Origin of the sequence: uncultured Helicobacter sp., assembly GCF_949282165.1 — a bacterium.
In the GTDB taxonomy this organism is placed as follows: Bacteria; Campylobacterota; Campylobacteria; order Campylobacterales; family Helicobacteraceae; genus Helicobacter_F.
Genome location: NZ_CASDOV010000023.1, coordinates 1 through 20,864, shown reverse-complemented (window position 1 = coordinate 20,864; position 20,864 = coordinate 1). Strand labels below are relative to the sequence as shown.

Below are 20,864 nucleotides of genomic sequence, written 5' to 3'. Positions count from 1 at the left end.
AAGTGGGTTATCAAGCGAGGATTGAAGGAGCTTACTAGGCGTAAGTGACTGAAAATCCGAGCGCAGATTCCCGCTTTTATCGCTCAAAGCGCAATGCCCTGTAAGAAGGTGCGCAACGCTAGGCACCAGATTCGCCCCCTCACTTATCGCCTCCCTTGAGCGCCTCACACTCACTTCCTGCAAATACTCCCCCGTGGCAAAAAAGAGCATTATGCTCACCGCCTCTTCCCACGCCCCGAGCCCAAACGCCGCTATACTTGCTGTGAGCATTAGCACATTTTCATCAAAAAACTCCTTATTTTTAAAGCTCCTTAGCGCGCCTCTAAAAACATTGCGCCCACTCACAAGATAGATACCAATCCACACGAGCTTAATTATCAACGCGCCATAGCTTAGGGGCTCTGCGGATTCTATACCGCCCCAATGCCACGCCGCCACAGACGCTAGAAAAATCGCGATAAGCCCCACTAACCCAAAAAGCTTAGGAGTGAAAAAGCGGCTTTTTTGAATCTTTTGCGTGATTTGCACCTTTGGCTCGATAGAAGCGATAACCTCACGCACAGAGGATATATCCTCGCAATCAATCTGCAAAGTGTTGGTGGCAAAGGAGATACGCGCCTCGCGCACGCCACTGCACTCACGCAGTTTGCGCTCTAGCCTCTGCGCACACGCGGCACAATCGAGGTTTGTGATATGAAAAGTCTGCATACGCCCTCCTATTGCTCGCTTTTGGCGCAATCCTAATATATCGCGAGCAATAGCGCGTTAATCACTGCCACAACAAAATCTCTGAATCTGCTATAATCGCGCGAAATCTCACAACCCCTTGGAGGATTCTATGCCCGCACGCTCCACCCCCACCGCGCGCTTTGACGCACACACCGCACTTGAGGCACTCCCCGCCTTTCACGCCCAAATCGCGCAGTGGTATGCCAAATGCGGCAGGGCGGAGCTGCCGTGGCGCAATCTCGCGCGCGATGGCTCACAAAGCTATGAGGTGTATATCAGCGAGATTATGCTCCAGCAAACGCAAGTAACAAGGGTGCTAGAGGAGTTTTACTTCCCCTTTTTGCGCGCTTTCCCTAGCTTGCAGGCTTTGGCAGATGCGAGCGAGCAGGAAGTCCTACTGCGTTGGCAGGGGCTAGGCTACTACACCAGAGCGCGCAACCTGCGTAAATGCGCACAAATCTGCGCACAGAGCCATAGCGGCGCACTCCCAAGAGGTGTGGAAAATCTCAAAAAATTACCGGGTATCGGGGAGTATAGCGCGGGGGCGATAAGCTGCTTTGGCTTTGGGGAGAGCGTGGGCTTTGTGGATTCTAACATTAGGCGCGTGTTTTCACGCCTCTTTGCCCTGTCTAATCCCACGCACGCGCAGCTACAAAGCCTCGCCACCAAACTCCTCAACACAAAAGATAGCTTTAACTACAACCAAGCCCTGCTTGACATCGGCGCGCTCGTGTGCCGCCCCAAGCCCCTGTGCCTCATATGCCCCATTAGGGAGTTTTGCCAAGGCTGCTCTGCCCCGCACCGCTATCCACAAAGACGCCCAAAGCCCCGAGAAAGCCTGCATTTGCGCCTCTTTGTCATCAGATTCTGCCAATCCCACAAGGACTATATCGCGCTGCTTACCCCAGAGCACGATGAAGCCCACCTAGCACGCACTCGCCCCCAACCCCGCTCACAAAGCCAACTCTACGCCGGGCTCTACAATCTCCCTATGCACGCCACGCCCTTGCATTCCGCACCCGCGCCCTCCGCGCCCCCTCTATCCCCTCATCAGCACGCACCACACCCCCTTAGGCTTGCAGGGCATTTTAAGCACGCTTATACCAAATACGCCATCACCGCAGAGGTGCTATACGCCCAATGCACAGACAGACAAGCCGCGCTAGGGCTTATAGATTCTCTCTCTTTTGATACGCGTGAAAATCTCGCGTTTGTGGAGCTAGATTCACTCCCTACCCTCCCGCTCTCAAGCCTAAGCCACAAAGCCCTCAAAATCTCTCATCTTGTGTTATAATCCCGCCCTATCACAACCACAAAGGAGACTTATGAAAGTATTTGAAATTCGCAAAGAAGGCATTCTCGGATATGTCGGGTGGCACAAAAAAACCTTGCTAGTTTTTGGAGTCCCTCTGCTCTCGCGCCTCTCTCAGGTGCTGACTTATAAGGGGGGGGGATATATGAAATCCTCTACACTTACAAACTCTTTGGCAAAAGACAACTCGCCAGCACGACTAAGTCCAAAACACTCTTTGGCTTATACCACGATTGGCACTTCACAAAGGGTATGCTAGAAGATCCCACGCTACCTTCCAAAGTCGCGGCATTGTGCGATGGACTAGATGCCCAAAGTCGCGCCACGGTAGCACGGATACTCTCGCGCATACGCACCCTCTATGAGCAAAAGCAAAAAACCTACACTCTTTTAAGCCAAGAAGAAATCACAGAGCTAGAGCGCGTAAGGACGCAGTTTTATCCCAATGTCTTCCAAATCGCGCCCGATCTCTACTGCTATGATGGCTACCTGCTCTCCACGCGCTTTTTTGAAATCAGCGTGCTATGGCACAGACACAATCTCAACGCCTTTAGTCCCCGCACACTTGAGGCGATAAAGCACAAAAATATCATCGATGTAGGCGCGTGTGTGGGCGATAGCTCGCTTGTGTTTGGGGATTTTACCACCAAGTCCATCTATGCCTTTGAACCCACAAGTGCGAATTACAACCACCTCCTGCGCACCATCGCGCTCAATAACGCCACGCGCATAATCCCCGTCAAAAAAGCCCTAGGCTCCAAGCCCGATAGAATGAAAATCAGCGTAAATGGCGGCAGCTCTAGCCTCGTGTTTGACAACCACACGAGCTTTGATGATGTGGAGGTTATCACGCTGGATTCCTTCGTGCGGGAGCACGATATAGAGGTGGGATTCATCAAAGTCGATATCGAGGGCTTTGAGCAGGAGTTTCTCAAAGGTGCCAGAGAAACTATCGCTACGCAAAAGCCCGCGATGCTGCTTAGCATATACCACAACGCCGAGGACTTCCTAAGCATAAAGCCTATGATAGAATCTTGGAATCTGGGCTATCGCTTTAAAGTGATAAAGCCCATTGATTTTAGTGTGATGACAGAGACTGCGCTGTATTGTGAGGTGCCCTCCTAGTGCTTGTCTAGATTCTTGTGTTTAGGGCATTAGGCTTTGTATGTAGGAAAATGGCTCCTTGGGTTGTGAAAGGCACGGACTCTAAGTCCGCTAACCTTCCCCAAATTTTTCAAAGCTTACACAGCCACACCGCAATGACTAATTTTTTTGCTTGCAGTGGTAAGCCCACGCAATCCACACCACGCCAAAAGGGCAAGCCAAGCGTGAGATTCAAAGGCAAATTCAGAATCTAGATTGAGAGAACTTATCCTCACAGATTCTAAAACGCTTATAGAATCTGCACTGATAGATTCAAACACAAAATCCCATCTCATAGAATCTAAAACAGATTCAGAATCTTAAATTATCAAAATTAGATTCTAATCTTTCCTTGGATTCTGAATCTGCTTGAGATTCTGTATAGATTAGATTCTAAACCCACACAAGATTCTATATTTTCCCTACATTCCGCGCTTGGCTTGCCCGGGCATTCTAAGATTTTGGATGAGAAATCGTTGTTTTCAAGCGAGGATTGAAGGAGCTTACTAGAGGTAAGTGACTGAAAATCCGAGCGCAGAATCAACGATTTATCGCCAAAACGAAGTTTCTTTAGAAAAGCCCAATGCCCTAAACAAGATTCTAGAATCTAATACCTTGTAGAATACGAATCAAGATACTGCTTCTCATAGAAGTTCGGATAACTCTGCGGAGCCTGCCTAGGCGCGCTCACACCGAAATTATAACGCAATCCCGCAGAGATGGTATAAGCGAGATTGTAATTGCCAAAAAAGCTCCTATCCACCTCAAAATACACTCTCGAGTTCCGTGATATGCGCATATCTAGCCCCGCGCTTAAGAGCACGCGAAAATCCCCCTTAATCGTGTGCGAGCGCGCCGAGGTGGTTTGGACATTGTCATCGATATCCATCACGCCTCGGTTGGTAAAATCCTGCACCAAGCTCGCGCCCACACGCCAAAATCCCCCACTATTCCCAAATCTAAAGTTTGAGAGCATATCCGCGCCCACACGCCCGATAAACGCAAAGGACGCCTTAGAATCCACGCTAAGTGCCACGAGGGGGTTTTCAAAGCGTAGATTCTGCCCCCCGATAGTCCCCGCGATAATCTCGGCTTGAGGCTGGAGATACAAGCCCCGAGCGGATTTGATCCCAAAGCGCATACCATACTCCGCGCTCACATACGCCGAGCTCACGCCGCTAGTGTCCCTGCCCCCAAAGCTTGCAGTCGAGGTGGCGTAGGTGTTTTGGGAGTAGATGTATTTGCCCACGATATCTAGGTAACTGCTATTGGCAAAAAGCGCGGAGCGATAGAATCCAAGTGAGAAGCTACTAGATTGGAGGTTTAGCCCATAGTTGTTGCCCCACGCGTTCATAAAGCTCCCCACCACGCCCCAATACACGCGCGCGCCACCCAGATCGGTGCGCTTGTCAAAGCCCCCTTGCACGCCCGTATTGTTAGCATAGTAGCCATTAGTCCCAGAGAGTGCGCCTTTGATAATCTTCACCCACGCGCCGCTTGCGTCGTTTGCCCCGCGCAGCTCGCCCATACGCTTTGCCATATTGTTGGTTTCGGTGTAGAGATTGAGATAGGGCGTGAGCAGTGCGCCCTCAAGCGGATTTATCACTTCATTTTGGAGCGTGGCACTATCGATATCTATGACTTGGATAGAATCCAAATACCACTTCATCGTGTTGGCGTTATTCTCCCGCTCGGCTCTTAATTCTGTGCGGAAAATCCCTAGCCCTAGGTATTGATCCTCTGCTAGGAATGTGTTGGTATCAAAGCCACTTCCATTTGGGAGCGTGAGGCTCGCCACATAGATTTTATCGCCACTTGTGTATTGGTAGCTCTGCGCGGTGCTCGCACTTTGGATAAGCTGAATCCTGCTGCTACCCACGCCCTGTGTGTTTTGGTTTTGAGTGAGATTGATAATCACCTCATCGGCTTTGTCCCCTGTGGCAGAGAGATTGAGCCCTAGCTTAAAGACGCCGTTGTTTGAGGAAAAATGCGTGGGGGCGTTGGTTGTGCCGGCATTGCCACTGCCTGTGGTGCTTGCAGTGCCGATAGTGAGCGTTTTTTTGCTAAAGCCCGCGCCCAAATCGCGACTAACTAGCTCATAGTAGTCATACTCGCCATTTTGTTGTCCATTTTGTCCTGATTGTGCGGCATTGCAGGTGCTCGTGCCATCGTGGCAGCGCCCCACCCAATCATATGTGCTAAGATCGACTATCGCTAGGGCGTTGTTGTGTGTGCCGGCTCGGATATTGGCGCTGTTTAGGAGGGTGGAGTCGTTTTCTATGATGAGTGAATCTATCGTGCTAGATTCTGTGACAAACCAATGCCCGCCCACGCCTGTGAGACTGCCGCTAAAGCGCACTTGATTAGCCGTGGCGGCATTTGCAGAATCTGCGCCGATTATCGTATTGCTCAAAGTCCCAGCGATACTCGTGAGCCCATCTAAGCCTTTAATCGTGCCATGGAGAGTGCCATTCCCGTTGGTGCCTGTAGCTATCGTGCCATCGGTTACGCGTTTAGAATCTTTAAAGTCAAGCTTTACCACCACGAGCGCGCCGCCATTAGCTCCCGAGAGTGAGAAATCATACACCGAGCTAGAGTTACCTCCATTGATGATGACAGAAGAGCCAGAGGCAAACGCGGCGTTTTTGGTGATATTGCCTCCGAGCGTGCCTCGCATAAGCACGCCTTGTGTGAAGCTTGAGAGCGTGCTAGCGGCGGTATTTACTCCGATATTGATAGATTCTGTGTCTTTTGCCCCGTTGTTGCCTGTGCCCCCTGTGCCCGATGTGCTAGCGTCTTTGATGATATTGGCAAAAATCGTGGTGCTCCCATCAAAGCTAAAACTCCCCTTTGCAATGCTATTTTGCGCGCCTGTGCTGCCACCTGTGCCACTGCCGCCATTGATGATGTTATCCACCATATCTTGGGTAAATTCCCCCACGCTATAAAAGTTGTATTGTGAATCTATCGTGCCCCCGCTGATAGTGAGCCCCTGCTTGGTAGAATTAGCATAATCGCGCACAAAGGAATCCACCCCGATAAAAGTGATACGCTTTTTAGAAGCCCCACTAATGCTGCCTTCAAAAGTTGAGGACCTCGCGCTACCAGATTCTATAATATGCATTTTGTTGCCACTAGCGTCAGTGTAGGTGTTTTCTACCATATTGCCACTAGTGTTAAACACCGCATCGATGCCAAACTTATCGTCTTTTAACTCTCCTTTAATATTGGTATCCCTAAAACCGATTGTCGCGCAAGTGCTATTTGTGCCGCCTGTGCCATTTGTGCAGCCCGCACCCCCATTGGTAGAGACATAGAAGTTAATCCCATTGAGGATAAGCTGATTTTGGAGATTTGAGGCGTTGCTAGAATTTACATTAGTTGCGAGATTGTTTAAGTCGGTAATGTTGGTTGTATAGGCAGGAGTCCCTGTCTTATTGAGTTCTAGCGTGCCACCGATATTGCTAAAGATATAGGTGCTATCACTCGTGCCACCGGTAATATAGCCCTTGTGGATAGACGATGAGCCCGATGAGCTCCCCGCCAAATCCCCGCCAAAGTCTAGCACCACATCTTTTTTTGTGTTGCCATAGAGGTGGTTGCCATAAAAGCTTTGGGGGGAGTGCTGATTGCGGCTTGAGACATCGAGCGTGCCGGTATAGGCGACATTGATATTATTGCGTGCCCAGCTATTGCCCGCGAGCGAGATCGTCGCACTGCCGTATTTTGAGGTATTTTCTAAATCAAACTCCCCAAAGTCGATAAAGGTGTATTGCACATTATTAAATGCTGCTTGTGAGAGATCCACGCCGCTGCCTATCGCGCCGCTGCCCACAAAGACAAAGTTTGTGTTTTGCGCACTGCTAGAAACATTGGTATTAAGACTCGTGCTAGCACGCAGATCGCTCACGCTATAGTTTGCCAATCCCCCGCTTGCGTTGTTAAAGCCGCCTAGGACTTGGTTTATCGCGCTTTGCCCCTGTGCGGAGGCAGAAGTCGCGACACTCGCGCCATAGCCGTTAAAAATATGCGTGTAGCTGCTAAATGAGCCCGATGCCAAGCCTGCTCTTGTGGTGGGGGTGGCGATAGGACTTGCAGCGCGCAAGACACTGCGCAAGAGCGAGGGGCTAGAGCTCGTAAGGCTCGAGTTGAGCACGAGGATTTTGCCATTAAATCCGCTTATGGATTCGTAGTTGAGATTGCCCGCAGCGTTGCCATTGGCGTTGTTAAAGATGATTTGAGAATCTGCACTGCCCCCCGTGATCCTCGCGCCGCCCGTGCCCGCGCCAAAGTCGTGCGTGCCTGCCCCATCAAAGACAAGATTTACTTTTGCGGTGTCGCTTAGGCTTACGCTACCGCTTAGGCGCGAGGTGCGCATAGTCATAGAGGCGAAGTGAGGTGCGAGGTTGGTATCTGTGCTGCTCCAGCGCGTGGGAGTGGAGCTAAAGAGCGCGCTAAGGGTGTTGTGGTTGGCTGTGGTAGGGCTTGGCTGCGAGGCGGGGTAGTCTGATAGATTGAGGTTTGTCACACTTGTGCCAAAGAGGGTAAAGTTGATTTTAGAATACGAGGGATTTGGCGCGGGGTTGGCTGCAGAGCTCGCGGCGGTAGAGAAGATCGTGCCATTGAGATTCCCCGCGTTTAGGAATAGCACGCGGTTAGTCGCAGGCGTGGCAGAATCTGCCGAGCCGATAAACTGAAAGCTATCGCTGGGTGGCGTGGTAGAGTAGCCAAAGCGGTGTGAGTTTGCACCAATGAAGCTCACTTGCGCACTATCATCAATCCCGATAATACCATTTGCGCCACCACCCTGCCCGCTATTTGGCACGCCACCTAGATAGCTAGAAGTGCTAATAAGAGAGCTTAGGGCTTGGGTGGTGCCATCCTCTCGTGCGACATTGAGACTTTGGGCGGAGGAAGCAAAAATGAGATTGAGACTAGAATCTGCGCCATAGAGGAGGTTTCCCGCAATGGAGTTCCCTACAGAATCTAAGTGCAATTTAGAACTCGTAGAGAGGTTTGAGAAGTTAAAGGATTTGGTGCCTAGGTTATAGAGCCCTAGCGTGGTTTTACCACTGCCGATAAGAAACTCAATAGAATCTTGCGTGATAGAATCTGCACCATTAAACACGAGGCTTTGGGTGTAGGGATTGGCTTGCGTAGTGCCATTAGCGGCGTTTTCGCCATTGCTATCCCAAAAACCACCGCTAAAGTCGATTTTGTCGCCCTTAAACTGCGCGCTCCCCACCGCCACGCCAAAATCCTCGCCCGCCATCGGCGTGCCAAAGACAAAATCGTGGCTATAGTAGCGCTGCAGGATATTGTCATTGACATCTGTGCCACGAAAGACAAAGAGCGATCTAGCACTTATGGGCGCGCAACCACCGCTAGTGTTGGCATTACAAGGGCCTTGTGTGTTGGTATCATAGCCGATGATGGAGAGGAGCATTTTCCCATAAGCAGTGCGAGGATCAAAGTTAATGCCCCGCATGATATTGCCATTTTCCCCTGTGTAGCGGGTGTTTAGCAAGACATAGTGATTGTCCCCTGTGGTGGTGCTGCCACCGCGAAAATGTAGCCCGATTTTGTCGTAGGGCAGGGTATTGTCCGTAAAATCTAGCAAGATATACCGACTGCCGCTCGCGCCGATAATCCAAATATCATTGATATTGTTGGTGTTTATATGCGTGTTGTCTTTAAAAAAATAGATATTATTGCCACTAAACCTAAATCCCACGCCCACGCCCGGGGGATTGGCGGTGTTTTGGTTTTCCCATACATAAAAGGGCGTATTTGTGGTTTGCTGCTCAAACTCGCTCCAAGCCGTGGTTTGAAACTTATCAGGGTCAAAATCGTATGCCGCTAACACACTGCTTAGCGCGATGCTTACCAAAACCCTTTTTTTGCCCATAGAATCCCTTCTTTTGTGAAACTTTTTGGGACTAAGCAAGATGTGTTCCTAGTAGATTTACGCCTAGATTCTAAAATGTGCGGGGAATCGCAGAAAATCTCACAGAGATTTTAGAATCTAGAGGGAGTTTGTGTAAGAGACTAAAAACAAGTCACAGAGATACCAAGCCAAGATTTGGCGTTATGTGAAGCGCAAAAGCAAAGCAAGAAAATCCCAAAATCTAAGAGACACTCACGCCCACGCGCTACCTCTAAAAGCCCCCAAAAGCCCTAAGCGCAGGTGTGCCAAACACAACGCTATGGCAGCTCTGGTCGCTCACGCGATTGGAGTATCCCACGATTATAAAAAATCGGTGGCTTAGAGATATAATCCGCATAGTCCTGCATATGCTGGCGTTTTTTGTGCGCACCGGCGAGCCCTAGCGCCTCCTCCTCGCTCCGTGCAGCACTAAAGCTCTCTAAATGCCGCTGCAGCTCATCATCTCGTGATGGCGTGGCGGGGGGAAGTGAGAGATTATAAGGCGAGAGATTATGCGGTGCGGAATGCTCTGTAGCTATGGTGGTGAAATGCGACAAGTGCGTGTGAGAATCTCGCGCGCACAAACTCCCCCAAATCCCCGCACAAAAGACAAAAACAACAGACAAGAGATTTTTGCACATTGCGTATCCTTTCTCAATGTATCTAAAGGCATTATAGCAAAGCCTGTGGCGTTTGTGTGCGAGATTTTAACAACCGCTTAAAGTGCGTGAGTGAATCTACTCCCAATCCTTAAGACTTTGGAGCACTTCTGCCATCGGTGGCTTTAGGTGCAGATATGGGCGCACTTCCTGCTCGCTTAGTCGTATCCAAGCCTTACTCACGCCCACGATCCCCGCACTATCCACACTACCGCGCAAGATGAGCGTATCGCCCTGCACGCGCACCTTGGCGTGATACACCTCGCCCGTGCGGAAGTTATACACCCTCCCGCCTCCATACTCGCCCCCCTCGCCCTCTAGCCCATAGACAAATATCGTGCCCCTATCGTATCGCTCGCGCAATTTGGGATTTTTGTTGTTGCTATCTTTTTTGGCAGCACTCCCATCGACATTGGCAAATCCATAGGCATAATATTTGCCATTATGAGAGAAAAACTCCACGATAGACTGACGCCCATCTGAGCCTATGTGTGTCTTATAAAACCCCGCTAGATTCTCCGCTCCATAGCAAAGTCCTAGCCACACCACGCCAACAATCACGATGAGGCAGCGCACTCTTTTCATCACAATCCTTAAGGAATACTTATTTTAAGCTAAAGTATAGCAGAAATTGCTACAATAGCACCCACAGATTACTTAGATTCTGAAGGATTGTGTTTGAGACTAAGAGCCCTAGCCTTGTTGTGGTGCGTATGCGTGAGCCTCCCTAGTGTTGCGCTAGGCGAGAGACGCACAGAGATTCGTTATGAAAACGATCTCAAGCCCCATGAAGAGATTCTAGAAGAAGTCCAAAAAACCCACCAAACCCTCCTCAACAAAGCCGCTGGCATCCCCGAGCCCAAAAAACCCAAAGATCCACGATCTAAATTCTATGTAGGGATCAACATAGGCGGCGTGTATAGTCCAAATAGCGGATTTGGCTACATCGTGGGCGCGGAGGCAGGCTACAACTTTGTGGTGCAAAAGGACAATTCCCTGCGCGTGTTTGTATTTTTTGATCGCTTTGCTAACAACTTCAGTACGGATTTTAATCTCGATGCGAGCAAGCCCGATTTGTTCCAAATCTATCGTATGGGGGTTTCGGCAGAATACCGCGCGTATGTCAATCCCTACTTTGGATTCAAAGTCCGCCTTGTGAGCTTTGGGGTTAATGACTTGGCACGCACCTCAAGCCTTGTCAATCCCGAGCTAACGCGCAAGAAAAAAGTCGGCTTTCTCCCCACTATCGGCTTTGGACCTGTGTTTAGCTACAAGGCTAATGAGCTTTTTATAGGGCTTGATATACTCGAGTATAGCCTTGAGTATGGACCTACGATGAATTTTGTGCAGTATTCCCTGCGTTTTTAAGGAGGATTTATGGATATCAAAGCCTACTACACCAACGCCAAGGCACTCCTAGAGGGGCATTTTTTGCTCAGCAGCGGCAACCACTCCGCCTTTTATCTCCAATCAGCCAAAGTGCTAGAAAATCCCGCCATAGCCCAAGAGCTAGCCACTGCTTTGGCAAAGCAGATTACCGCGCACGGCATACAGACTGATTGTGTGTGCTCGCCGGCATTAGGGGGGATTTTAGCCGGATATGAGCTAGCACGCGCACTTGGAGTGAGGTTTATCTTTACCGAGCGCGTGGAGGGCAAAATGACTCTGCGCCGCGGCTTTGAGGTGCAAAAGGGGGAGAAGGTGCTCATCTGTGAGGATATCATCACCACAGGTGGTTCGGCCCTAGAATCTGCGCAATGCTTAGAATCTCTAGGCGCGCAAATCGTGGCGTTTGCAGGGCTTGCAAATCGTGGGTTTTGCCAGAGAGTGGGCTCCAAGCTAGCGCGCAAGGCAGAGGCTAAGCTACCGCCGTCTTTGCCGCTTTTTGCGCTAGAGGATTTTGCCTTTGAGATGTATGCCCCACAGGATTGCCCATTGTGCAAGGAGGGCAGGCTACCCGCCATCAAGCCCGGTAGCAGAGGAAACTAAATCGTGCCAAACCACACAAAGCCACGATGGCGCACCATAAAGCGCAAGTCCCTCCATTCTAGCGCGTCCCATTCCGCCACGCCCAAATCGCTTAGTGCGCCAAAAGTGCCATTTTTCTTATGGGAGCGCGTTGTCGCCTTTATCACCGATATGTTTATGATAAATATGCCAATCCTCTATCTCGCCTACTTCGTGCTAGGCTCTTCTAGGCAGGCGTTTTTGGACAATCAAATCGTGATTTTTGCGTGCGTGGTAGGCTTTGGGCTTATCCTATCGCTTTTTATCTCGCGCAGTGGGCAGACACCGGGCTATCGCTATGTGGGGCTAAAACTCATAGCGGAGGATAGTGAGGGCAAAGTCCCTTTTGTCGTGGCGTTTTTGCGCTATGTGCTGTGGATTGTGAGTATGGCGACACTCATAGGCGTGTGTGTCGCGTATTTTCGCAAAGATCGCAAGACATTCTATGATCTCGTGTGCCACACAAATGTGATAAAAGCCCCGCCAAAGCCCACACCAAGTAACACATAAGGAATCCACAATGGCATTTTTGATAGAAAAACCAACGCTAAAAGACATACCGCAAATGCGTGCGCTCGTGAGTGATGAAGTGCGCCGTGGCGTGATACTAGAGCGCAGTGAAGAGGAGATGGCAAATGCGATTAGATCCTATCATATCGTGCGCGATGGCGAGGAGATCGTGGGGTTTTGCGCGCTATATGTGTATTCTCCCACTCTTGGGGAGCTACGCTCACTCATCGTGCGAGAATCCCACAGAGGCAGGGGGATTGCAAGCGCGCTTATAGAATCTATCAAAGCCGAAGCCAAAAGCCTCGGACTAAGTGAAGTGCTCGTGCTCACATACAGAGAGAAGCTCTTTGAAAAGTTGGGATTTGTTATAATAGACAAGACACTTTTACCAAACCACAAAATATGGGCGGATTGTATCAAATGCAAACATTTTCCGATATGCGACGAGATAGCTCTTATAGCCAAAGTCTAAGAAATATCCTTTTTTTGCTTGGGCTCTTTGTGTATGAGTGCCTAGCAAGTATCATCGTGTATTTGCCCCCGCTGCTTGGCATTTTATTTGTGCTCTTTGTGCGCTATGACACGAGGGGAGATTTTTGGCGATTTTGCATTGTTTTGGCGATGATGCTTGTGGTGGAAGTCTTTTATGATTTCCCGCTGTGGTTTTTAGTCGTGCTTTTTGTGGTGCTGCACTATGTGGCGATGCTCTGGCTTGCGAATTTTAATGCCAAATATATCCTAAGTATCGTGCAGGTGGTGATGGTGTATGCGTGCGTGTATGTGTGGCTTGTGGGTATGGAGGGCAATGCGAGTGCGCAGAGCTTTCTCAATCCGCTTGTGCTGGTGTATTACTGCGTGTGTGAAGCAGTGATGGTGAGCCTTTATGAGTATGCGCTTTAAAATCGCTACGGGGTTTTTCCTCTTTGTGTGGCTCATCATCGCGCTGCGGCTGTGGGTGGTTACGAGCATTAATCACGAGTATTATGACAAATACGCCCAAAAAAACGCGACAAAAGTCGATGTGCTCGTGCCTATCCGCGGGCAGATATTAGATAGAAACAACGAGCCTTTAGCTATCAATGAGCTAGGCTTTGCCATTGCTATCACCCCACGGCTCAAAAGCTCCCTACTCCAAGAGCAAATCGAGCTCATTGTCAAATACTTTCCCTTCCTAGATTCACAAAAACTCACCAAAACCTACACCAACGCCAACACCTCGTATAATCACGCACCCATTGTGGTGGTGGATTTTTTGGCATATCGTGAGATTCAGCACTCTTTCACTTATCTCAAGCAAAGCCCCCATATCGTGGTTATGCCAACAAGCAAGAGATTCTATCCTAATGAATCTTCTGCCTCACATATCATCGGCTATGTGTCCAAAGCAAACCAAAGCGATATGGACAAAAATCCCCTATCTTTTTACACCAAGGTTATGGGCAAAATGGGCATAGAATCCCAATACAACGACTTCTTACAAGGCGAGGCGAGCTATCGCAAGACGCAGATTAACGCCCTGCATAAGGAAGTCAAAGTGCTACAAGAGGCAAAGCCACTTAGGCAAAACAACCTAACCCTTACCCTTGATTTGCGCCTCCAAGAGCTTATAGATTCTGAATTTACAGACAAAGAAGGCGCGGTGGTGGTGCTCGATGTGCATAATGGCGAGATTCTCGCAGCAGGAAGCTATCCAGAATACAATCTCAACGACTTCATCGGTGGCATTAGCACACAAAAATGGCGTGCCCTCCTCGAAAACCCCCACTATCCGCTAGTCAATAAAATGATAGCAGGGCAGTATCCGCCCGGCTCGGTTATCAAAATGGCGATGGGCTTGGCGTTTTTGGAGTTTGGCGAGATCACCGAGCACACGACTATCGAGACGCCTTGCTATATCGAGCTAGGTGGGCGCAAATATCGCGATTGGAAATGCGGGCATAAAAGCGCGGATTTGTTTAAGGCGATTAAAAGCTCGGTGGATGTGTATTTTTACAAGCTCTCTATGCAAGTTGGCATTAGCAATGTCGCCACGGTGCTTAGCCAAATGGGCTTTGGGAAAAAAACAGGCATAGATATCCCACACGAAAAATCCGGCGTAGTCCCCACGCCCGAGTGGAAGCTAAGGGCAAAGGGCGAAAATTGGGTTACGGGGGATTTGGTCAATACCTCTATTGGGCAGGGGTATTTTCTCGTAACGCCTATGCAGGTAGCGCGCTACACTGCCCTCATCGCCTCGGGCAAGTTTGTAACACCGCATTTTGCTAAGATGTTTAATGAGACTCCCGCGCAATATGAGGTAGCAGATGTCCTAAGCACCACCCAAAAGCAAAAGCTAAATGCCTTGCGCAAAGGTATGTATCAAGTGTGCAACTCTGCTGATGGCGGGACGGCGTATTGGCGCACACGCGGGGCGAAAGTCCCCATAGCGTGCAAGACAGGCACCGCGCAAGTTACAGGTATCCCCCAAGATATGAAAACGCGTATCAAAGAGCACGAGATGGAGTATTTTGCGCGCTCGCACGCGTGGATCACGGCATTTGTGCCATACAATGAGCCCAAATACGCCATCACGATTATGCTTGAGCACGGCGGGAGTGGCGGGAATGGCGGTCCCATACTTGTCAATATCGTCAATAAACTCTACGATCTGGGCTATATAAACTAAGGAGCGCGTATGCTTAGAGGCAAAAATATCCTCATAACCGGCGGCACGGGGAGCTTTGGCAAAAGATTTATCCAAACAATCCTCGCACACCACAACCCAAAAAAAGTCGTCGTGTATAGCCGCGATGAGCTCAAACAATACGAGATGGAGCAGAATCTAAATGATAAGCGAATGCGTTTTTTTATCGGCGATGTGCGCGATGGCGAGCGACTAAAGACTGCGCTAAATGGTATCGATGTGTGTATCCACGCCGCTGCGCTCAAGCACGTGCCTATCGCGGAATACAACCCTATGGAGTGTATCAAAACCAATATCGATGGCGCGAGCAATCTCATCACCGCCGCCCTGCACAATAATGTAACCCATATCATCGCCCTTAGCACGGACAAAGCGGCAAATCCCATCAACCTCTATGGCGCGACGAAGCTGTGCTCTGACAAGCTTTTCATCGCGGCAAACAACTTCAAAGGCAGCTCCAAGTCCAAGTTTAGCGTGGTGCGCTATGGCAATGTGATGGGCTCGCGCGGCTCTGTGATACCATTTTTTAAAAAACTCATAGAATCTAATGCCACAGAGCTGCCCATCACCGATATGCGTATGACGCGCTTTTTTATCACGCTAGATTCTGGCGTGGCGTTTGTATTGCAGAGTTTGGAGCGAATGCACGGAGGCGAGATATTTGTGCCCAAAATCCCAAGTATGAAAATCGCCGATCTCGCCCACACGCTCGCACCCGATATACCGCTCAAAGTCGTGGGCATACGCCCGGGCGAGAAGCTCCACGAAGTGATGATACCAAAAGACGATGCGCGGCTGTGCGTGGAGTTTGAGGATTTTTATACGCTAATGCCTACTATCAATTTCCAATCGCCCATCGACTACACGCGCACTGCCAATGGCTTAAGCGGGCGCATTGTGCAGGGGGAGTTTGAATACGCGAGCGATAGCAACACACAATGGCTGAGCCAAGAGGACTTGCGGGAGTATTTGCAAAATCTCTGATATGAGTCTATGAAAGCGCGGGGATTTCCTGTATGCGCACAGGGGCGGGCTTAAACCTAGCCCTAACAATCCTAGAATCTAGCCCTGCAATAGTGGAAAAAAGACGATATTTAAAGAAACTAACTTGCCTGTGTTAGTGGGCGCATTGTCTGAGGCATTCTTAGTCGTGTCATTTGCAGTATCAGGCGGTAGGCTTGCTTTGAAAAACCACCTTTTGCCCTGCACCTCCTTTGTCCTTGCACAAAGCGGGTAGATAAGCCAAGTCGTGATATGGGATCGTAAAGAGTCGCTAGATTCTGTGGATTGTGGGCATTCCCTCGCGTATTTGCTCGCATATGCCCACATTTGATACACATCACTTTGGGATATACCATACCTTTTCTCATCATTGCTAGTATCTGGAATCTTCCACTTGGTATCAAGGATAGCAATCGCGCCTTTATTCTCGCCCACGCCTCGCAGCACGATATCAGGCTGCAGTGCAAAAGCCTCGTTATCCCGCCTTGATAAGCCATTAGCTATCAGCTCCTCTATTCTTTGTGTAGGAGTGTCTTTTAAAATCTCTACCATAAAACGCTTGACTTTTTCTTGGCATCTCACTTGGTAGTTTTGTCTGCTCTCTCGGGCACTGCGTGCTATCCAATGCGCCACAAAGGATTCAAAAAGCTGCTCCATAGGGAAAAGCAGGGCAAAAGCCTGTGTGCTGCCACTATACGCACTAAAACTCTTTTGGCGCAAAAATAGCGCGCACCACGCAAGTATGCACTTGTATTCGCGGAGTCGGCGCATATTCTGACATTTGGCAAAATCACTCTCTATGTGGCGACTTGGGGAAATATCCTCAAAGGCAAAATATACGCAATCTAATCTCGTGCGTGTCTTTGGGCTCACAAGTAGAGTGTGCAAAAGCTCTAGTGTGGCTTTGATAAGGCGATTTGGGGCGGTATCACTACTATACTCATCGCTGCTTGTGAAAAATCGCTCCTTATGCACGAGATTATGCCTTATCTGCCCATTAAAGAGGAGTTTGCCCTTGAGAAACGCCCTATTTTGCGCGATTTCTAGGTAATCAATCTTTAGCCCCTTGTGGAGGAGAGACTCGCACTCTCTCACAAACATAAGGACAAAAATCTCTAAAAGCGGGGTTTTGAATGTATGCAAAGAGGCGATATGGCTTGCCTCAAATGGTATATCGCGCCTTAGCGTGGCAAGGCAGTTGAGCAGAATCTGCTTAGATTCACAAATGGGGCAAGCGATGGGCGATTGTGGGTTTTTTGTCTCACTGCTAGATTCTGCGTTATCCTTAGAATCTACCCCGCTGCGATGGGGCACACCTCCGTCCCATAGCTCACCTTGTGCGATAGATTCTACAAAATCCGCTACCTTTGTGCTAAATGGCGCCTTGTCAAAGACTTTTTGCGAGGCTTTGCCCTTGCCACTTTTGTGGTATTCGCAGAGATCGTGCGCAAAGTCCTTATTAGCGGGATTATTACCCGCGAAAGTCTTAGGGAGAATCTCTACACAAAAGCCACTTTTAGTCTGGATAAGCCCGACATAATTTTGGGCTTTGAGCGTGCCACGCCCACTAAAGCACAAAAACTTGCCATTGCCCTCTTGTTTGGCAAATTCTTGTAATTCCTCAAAGATTTTTTGGGCTTTTTGTGAGCATTTAGCAGAATCTAGCCCCAAATTTCTAAAGCAAGATTCTATATCGCCCTGCGTGAAGCTCTGATATTCGGCGATGTGGAGTGTGGGTATATTTGGCATAGATAGCTCTTTGTGAGGAAGTTAGATTCTAAGAATCTAAAGTGTGAGATTCTGTATTTTTAGAATCTTTTGCTTTCTTGAGGCTCTCTGCCTTGTCCTTGTCGTATATCGCCACAAACTGCTCCGCGCCCCATTTGCTAGAATCTGTGATTTCATACACACACTTTTCAGAATCTACCAAATCCTCGCTCAAGCTCACACCCAAATCCTGCATACTTTGGGATTTTATCATTCCATTATTATTTAGCACCGCGATAATCTTAGAGTAATCCTCATAAAAATACTCCTGCAGCAGCGGGATAATCTTGTTTTTAAAGGCATTTTGCAAATCCTGCAGACTAACAATCCCCACAAAATAACTATGCCCGATGCTATGCTCCCTATCGAGTAAAAACGCTATGCGATTATTCATAGATTCTAGCAATGCTTGCAGATTCACACCCGCGCAATCCTTGCTCAAAACTTCAGGGTTTGGCAGCATCTCCACAAACTCAAACCGCCTACGCAACGCCGTATCAAGCAGGGCGATACTCCTATCAGCCGTATTCATCGTACCGATGATATAGAGATTGCGTGGCACGCCAAAGCCCCTGCCCTCATCAAAGCTCTTACCACTATAAGGCAGCTCTACTCGCAGCTCCTCGCTCTCTCCTATGCGTTTGCTAGGCTCGATAAGCGTGATAAGCTCGCCGAGAATCTTAGCGATATTCCCGCGATTAATCTCATCGATGATGAGGATATGGGGCTTTAGCTGTTGCCTTAAACCTGCAGAATTTACATGAGAATCTTGCTTGAATTTTTTATACTCACCCTCCTCAAATTCTTTGAGCTTTTCTAAAAGCGTAAAATAATAGATGGCGTTGTCATGGTATGCGGCTTGTGATTCATAGCTAGGCTTAATGTCTCTCCAATCCACTAAAACCCCATTTTTAAAATCCTCATAATATTTTTTAATCACATTTTTTGAGAGACTTTGGGTGTTTTGAAAGTTAGGATTTCCTATTAAAATAGACTGAATTTCGCCATTTTTTCGTCTATGAACTTTTTTGATACACATTACACTTTCAGTCAATTTCGAACCTGTAAAATTAAGTGTTTCCCCCTCATCAAGCTTTCTCTGTATTATTTCTGCATACATTTCTAAAAGCTTATCAATCTCCATTCCTTGTTGCAGGTCGGATGATTTTTCTTTAGAATTTTGATAGTTTTTCAATGCACTCTCGCAAAGCCTTTTAAAGATTCCATCTGTAATTTCATAGCTTAAATTTTGTGGATTTGGCGACTCTTCTGAATCTAGAATAGGCTTTATCCCCTCGACAAACTCCTCATACCCATAGCTTTGGTGGAATGTTACAAAAGCGATTTGCCCCCTTTCCTTAAATGCGTCAAAAAGCCTTTTTGCTTCTTGTCTGTCGCTTGGAATCTCATCAATCACGCCATATTCTTTTAGTATCTCCAATGCCTTATTTATCGTAGTATAGGTTTTGCCCGTACCCGGAGGTCCATAAAGGATTTGATTTAATGGGATTTGCAATACATTTTTCCTCTTATTATTATCTTTAGTCTGTAAATTTTGCATTACATTCTCCTTGTTATTACCTTTTGTTTTTTGCTCTCCATTATTATCATACTTATCCCATAAGCCCTTAGCCTTTTCTAAAACCTCTTCAAAACTATATTGTTTATCGCCCAAAATTTTTCTATATATTTCATTCATCTTTAGAGGTGAAGAAATTCCATATTCTCCCCTAGCGATTTCCTTTAATTTCCCGCCACTAAAAATATTGAGAATTTTCATATCATCTACATTTTGATAGTGAAAGGCTATTTTCCACTTTGTTGTATCGCCAAATTCAATATTATCTATTTCTTCCAATTCATTTTTTTGGCTTAACTCGATTATATTTACAATAATGCTCTTAATTTTTTCAAAAGCTTGATCTTTAGTCTCACCATATTTCTTATACCATGCATATCCATCTTTATAAATCCTCCCACTTTTTTCTCTATCTCCATTATCCGAAAGACACTTATAAATTCCAAATTTAAAGGCACTGCCTCCCCATATACTCCCTATTTCATCAAGCCTTGATTCAATCCAATAAGAAAAATCCTGCCTTTCTTTCTCACCAACGCTCGTATATTCCTCCAATGTCATAGCCTTTATTTTTTCCGAATTCCACTTTCTTTGAAATTCCAAAAATAATTCTCTCTTGCTATTCATTATTCTCTCTTTAATTTTAAATATACTTACAGCTCCGTTTTTAGTGCCGCACCATTGACAAAGCCCTCGCCCAAAGTATCCTCCCTAGCAAAGAGCACCGAGGGCAACTGCGCGCTCTCAACCCCGCGTATATCATTACCAAGATTCACAGCACACACATAAGGCGTCCATACCGCGCAATGCCTCATTAAACCACTCTTGCACCTCTTGCACGCTCGCACCGCCATTTGCTAGCGTATCGGATTGGCGTGCGAATGCCCGCAATGCGTGTTTGAAAGCTTGCCTGAAGTTTTCTGTCTGTGTTTGCATCTGTGGCTATCCTTTCTCTGGTGCCACAATTGTATTTTTTTTTTTTTTTGTGAGTCAAGGGTAAGCTATAAACCTATCGCCGCTCACTCAAACTCCCCGCAAAGCTCTAGGATTAGCTTAGAATCTAGCATACTAGGATCGATACGCACGCCGATATCGGGACTCTCCCACTGATCGATAGGCAGCCACTTGCGATTTTTGCTCGCTGCTCTGCGCGTGTCCTTGATACAGGGGAAGTGCCAATGTGTGAGCTCGGTTTTGATTATACCCTTTGTCTTTCTTATAGGTGTTTCAAACGAGCCCCTTCTCTCATCTATGCCATTCCACGCCGCCTCTATCTCCTCAAACACGAGGTTGCGCCTTTGGCAAGTGATATGATCGTATTGCTGACGATACGCCATATCCTCGACATACACGCTTCCCTCACGCACATCGAAGTTTAGCATACCCCATATCATCATATCCCACGGATTTTTGAGGAGATAGAAGTTTTTGTAGAGTTTTTGGGAATGGTAGATATGATCCACATCGATTTTTAGCAGCCACTCATCTTTTGGTATCACGCTTAGCACATAGTTGTAATACGCATAGAGCTTATTCTCCTCACTCTG

General features: G+C 48.0%; 19 protein-coding genes and 1 pseudogene. 10 read left to right on the top strand and 10 right to left on the bottom strand.

Annotated features, from left to right (window positions below):
* Positions 1-708: cation transporter (locus ACH2BK_RS09235; RefSeq protein ID WP_395003552.1), on the bottom strand; the 708-nt coding region annotated here is incomplete at its 3' end.
* Positions 709-838: 130 nt separating this feature from the next.
* Here ACH2BK_RS09235 and ACH2BK_RS09230 point away from each other — a divergent pair.
* From ACH2BK_RS09230 to ACH2BK_RS09220, 3 genes are read left to right on the top strand one after another with little or no spacing between them, the layout of a single operon-like run.
* Complete coding sequence (locus ACH2BK_RS09230; protein ID WP_395003550.1) at positions 839-2,023, top strand: A/G-specific adenine glycosylase; 1,185 nt, start codon at positions 839-841, stop codon at positions 2,021-2,023.
* A gap of 31 nt (positions 2,024-2,054) precedes the next feature.
* Positions 2,055-2,300: a hypothetical protein gene (locus ACH2BK_RS09225; protein WP_395003548.1), complete on the top strand. Its 246-nt coding sequence runs from the start codon at positions 2,055-2,057 to the stop codon at positions 2,298-2,300.
* Positions 2,294-3,166 (top strand): FkbM family methyltransferase, encoded by an 873-nt coding sequence (locus tag ACH2BK_RS09220; protein ID WP_395003546.1) that lies wholly within the window; start codon positions 2,294-2,296, stop codon positions 3,164-3,166. The genes ACH2BK_RS09225 and ACH2BK_RS09220 overlap by 7 nt, the downstream gene beginning before the upstream one ends.
* A 352-nt stretch (positions 3,167-3,518) precedes the next feature.
* On the opposite strand, the gene ACH2BK_RS09215 is transcribed toward ACH2BK_RS09220, so the two are convergent.
* The 4 genes from ACH2BK_RS09215 to ACH2BK_RS09200 all read right to left on the bottom strand — a co-directional run bounded on the left by ACH2BK_RS09215 (position 3,519) and on the right by ACH2BK_RS09200 (position 10,354).
* The gene (locus ACH2BK_RS09215; RefSeq protein ID WP_395003544.1) at positions 3,519-3,728 is read right to left on the bottom strand and encodes a hypothetical protein; all 210 of its coding nucleotides are present in this window, start codon (positions 3,726-3,728) and stop codon (positions 3,519-3,521) included.
* Positions 3,729-3,791: 63 nt separating this feature from the next.
* Positions 3,792-9,092 (bottom strand): autotransporter outer membrane beta-barrel domain-containing protein, encoded by a 5,301-nt coding sequence (locus ACH2BK_RS09210; protein ID WP_395003542.1) that lies wholly within the window; start codon positions 9,090-9,092, stop codon positions 3,792-3,794.
* Between the two features lie 296 nt (positions 9,093-9,388).
* Positions 9,389-9,751, bottom strand: a complete 363-nt coding sequence (locus ACH2BK_RS09205; protein WP_395003540.1) for a hypothetical protein — start codon at positions 9,749-9,751, stop codon at positions 9,389-9,391.
* 96 nt (positions 9,752-9,847) lie between these two features.
* Positions 9,848-10,354, bottom strand: a complete 507-nt coding sequence (locus ACH2BK_RS09200) for a DUF2147 domain-containing protein (RefSeq protein ID WP_395003538.1) — start codon at positions 10,352-10,354, stop codon at positions 9,848-9,850.
* A gap of 93 nt (positions 10,355-10,447) precedes the next feature.
* Here ACH2BK_RS09200 and ACH2BK_RS09195 point away from each other — a divergent pair, with 93 nt between their 5' ends.
* From ACH2BK_RS09195 to pseB, 7 genes are read left to right on the top strand one after another with little or no spacing between them, the layout of a single operon-like run.
* A complete protein-coding gene (locus ACH2BK_RS09195) occupies positions 10,448-11,137 on the top strand; it encodes a hypothetical protein (RefSeq protein ID WP_394997521.1) in 690 nt (229 codons plus the stop codon).
* A 9-nt stretch (positions 11,138-11,146) separates the two neighbouring features.
* The gene (pyrE, locus tag ACH2BK_RS09190; protein WP_395003536.1) at positions 11,147-11,758 is read left to right on the top strand and encodes an orotate phosphoribosyltransferase; all 612 of its coding nucleotides are present in this window, start codon (positions 11,147-11,149) and stop codon (positions 11,756-11,758) included.
* 3 nt (positions 11,759-11,761) lie between these two features.
* Positions 11,762-12,286 (top strand): RDD family protein, encoded by a 525-nt coding sequence (locus ACH2BK_RS09185; protein ID WP_395003534.1) that lies wholly within the window; start codon positions 11,762-11,764, stop codon positions 12,284-12,286.
* A 10-nt stretch (positions 12,287-12,296) separates the two neighbouring features.
* The gene (locus ACH2BK_RS09180; RefSeq protein ID WP_395003531.1) at positions 12,297-12,758 is read left to right on the top strand and encodes an N-acetyltransferase; all 462 of its coding nucleotides are present in this window, start codon (positions 12,297-12,299) and stop codon (positions 12,756-12,758) included.
* Positions 12,707-13,186 carry a hypothetical protein gene (locus ACH2BK_RS09175; protein ID WP_394997512.1) on the top strand — a complete coding sequence of 160 codons (480 nt, stop codon included), beginning with the start codon at positions 12,707-12,709 and terminating at the stop codon, positions 13,184-13,186. The genes ACH2BK_RS09180 and ACH2BK_RS09175 overlap by 52 nt, the downstream gene beginning before the upstream one ends.
* Positions 13,170-14,951 carry a penicillin-binding protein 2 gene (gene mrdA / locus ACH2BK_RS09170; RefSeq protein ID WP_395003529.1) on the top strand — a complete coding sequence of 594 codons (1,782 nt, stop codon included), beginning with the start codon at positions 13,170-13,172 and terminating at the stop codon, positions 14,949-14,951. The genes ACH2BK_RS09175 and mrdA overlap by 17 nt, the downstream gene beginning before the upstream one ends.
* A 9-nt stretch (positions 14,952-14,960) precedes the next feature.
* Positions 14,961-15,953 (top strand): UDP-N-acetylglucosamine 4,6-dehydratase (inverting), encoded by a 993-nt coding sequence (pseB, locus tag ACH2BK_RS09165; RefSeq protein ID WP_395003527.1) that lies wholly within the window; start codon positions 14,961-14,963, stop codon positions 15,951-15,953.
* Positions 15,954-16,031: 78 nt separating this feature from the next.
* Here the strand turns inward: pseB and ACH2BK_RS09160 are convergent, their stop codons facing one another.
* From ACH2BK_RS09160 to ACH2BK_RS09140, 5 genes and pseudogenes are all read right to left on the bottom strand, one after another.
* Positions 16,032-17,720, bottom strand: coding sequence for an McrC family protein (locus tag ACH2BK_RS09160; protein WP_395003525.1), 1,689 nt, complete (start codon positions 17,718-17,720; stop codon positions 16,032-16,034).
* 28 nt (positions 17,721-17,748) lie between these two features.
* Entirely contained in the window at positions 17,749-19,518 is a 1,770-nt protein-coding gene (locus tag ACH2BK_RS09155) for an McrB family protein (protein WP_395003523.1), read from the bottom strand.
* A gap of 452 nt (positions 19,519-19,970) precedes the next feature.
* Positions 19,971-20,093, bottom strand: a complete 123-nt coding sequence (locus ACH2BK_RS09150; protein ID WP_394997498.1) for a hypothetical protein — start codon at positions 20,091-20,093, stop codon at positions 19,971-19,973.
* The gene (locus ACH2BK_RS09145; RefSeq protein WP_394997496.1) at positions 20,080-20,253 is read right to left on the bottom strand and encodes a hypothetical protein; all 174 of its coding nucleotides are present in this window, start codon (positions 20,251-20,253) and stop codon (positions 20,080-20,082) included. Before ACH2BK_RS09145 ends, ACH2BK_RS09150 begins: the two co-directional genes overlap by 14 nt.
* An 83-nt stretch (positions 20,254-20,336) precedes the next feature.
* Positions 20,337-20,864, bottom strand: a pseudogene (locus ACH2BK_RS09140) (hypothetical protein); the annotation flags it as partial.

Bases quoted from the DNA above. Each gene is read 5' to 3' on its own strand.
- ACH2BK_RS09230 (WP_395003550.1), top strand. From the start codon at position 839: ATGCCCGCACGCTCCACCCCCACCGCGCGCTTTGACGCACACACCGCA.
- ACH2BK_RS09225 (WP_395003548.1), top strand. From the start codon at position 2,055: ATGAAAGTATTTGAAATTCGCAAAGAAGGCATTCTCGGATATGTCGGG.
- ACH2BK_RS09220 (WP_395003546.1), top strand. From the start codon at position 2,294: ATGCTAGAAGATCCCACGCTACCTTCCAAAGTCGCGGCATTGTGCGAT.
- ACH2BK_RS09210 (WP_395003542.1), bottom strand. From the start codon at position 9,092: ATGGGCAAAAAAAGGGTTTTGGTAAGCATCGCGCTAAGCAGTGTGTTA.
- ACH2BK_RS09205 (WP_395003540.1), bottom strand. From the start codon at position 9,751: ATGTGCAAAAATCTCTTGTCTGTTGTTTTTGTCTTTTGTGCGGGGATT.
- ACH2BK_RS09200 (WP_395003538.1), bottom strand. From the start codon at position 10,354: ATGAAAAGAGTGCGCTGCCTCATCGTGATTGTTGGCGTGGTGTGGCTA.
- pyrE (WP_395003536.1), top strand. From the start codon at position 11,147: ATGGATATCAAAGCCTACTACACCAACGCCAAGGCACTCCTAGAGGGG.
- ACH2BK_RS09180 (WP_395003531.1), top strand. From the start codon at position 12,297: ATGGCATTTTTGATAGAAAAACCAACGCTAAAAGACATACCGCAAATG.
- ACH2BK_RS09175 (WP_394997512.1), top strand. From the start codon at position 12,707: ATGCAAACATTTTCCGATATGCGACGAGATAGCTCTTATAGCCAAAGT.
- mrdA (WP_395003529.1), top strand. From the start codon at position 13,170: ATGAGTATGCGCTTTAAAATCGCTACGGGGTTTTTCCTCTTTGTGTGG.
- pseB (WP_395003527.1), top strand. From the start codon at position 14,961: ATGCTTAGAGGCAAAAATATCCTCATAACCGGCGGCACGGGGAGCTTT.
- ACH2BK_RS09160 (WP_395003525.1), bottom strand. From the start codon at position 17,720: ATGCCAAATATACCCACACTCCACATCGCCGAATATCAGAGCTTCACG.
- ACH2BK_RS09155 (WP_395003523.1), bottom strand. From the start codon at position 19,518: ATGAAAATTCTCAATATTTTTAGTGGCGGGAAATTAAAGGAAATCGCT.
- ACH2BK_RS09145 (WP_394997496.1), bottom strand. From the start codon at position 20,253: ATGCAAACACAGACAGAAAACTTCAGGCAAGCTTTCAAACACGCATTG.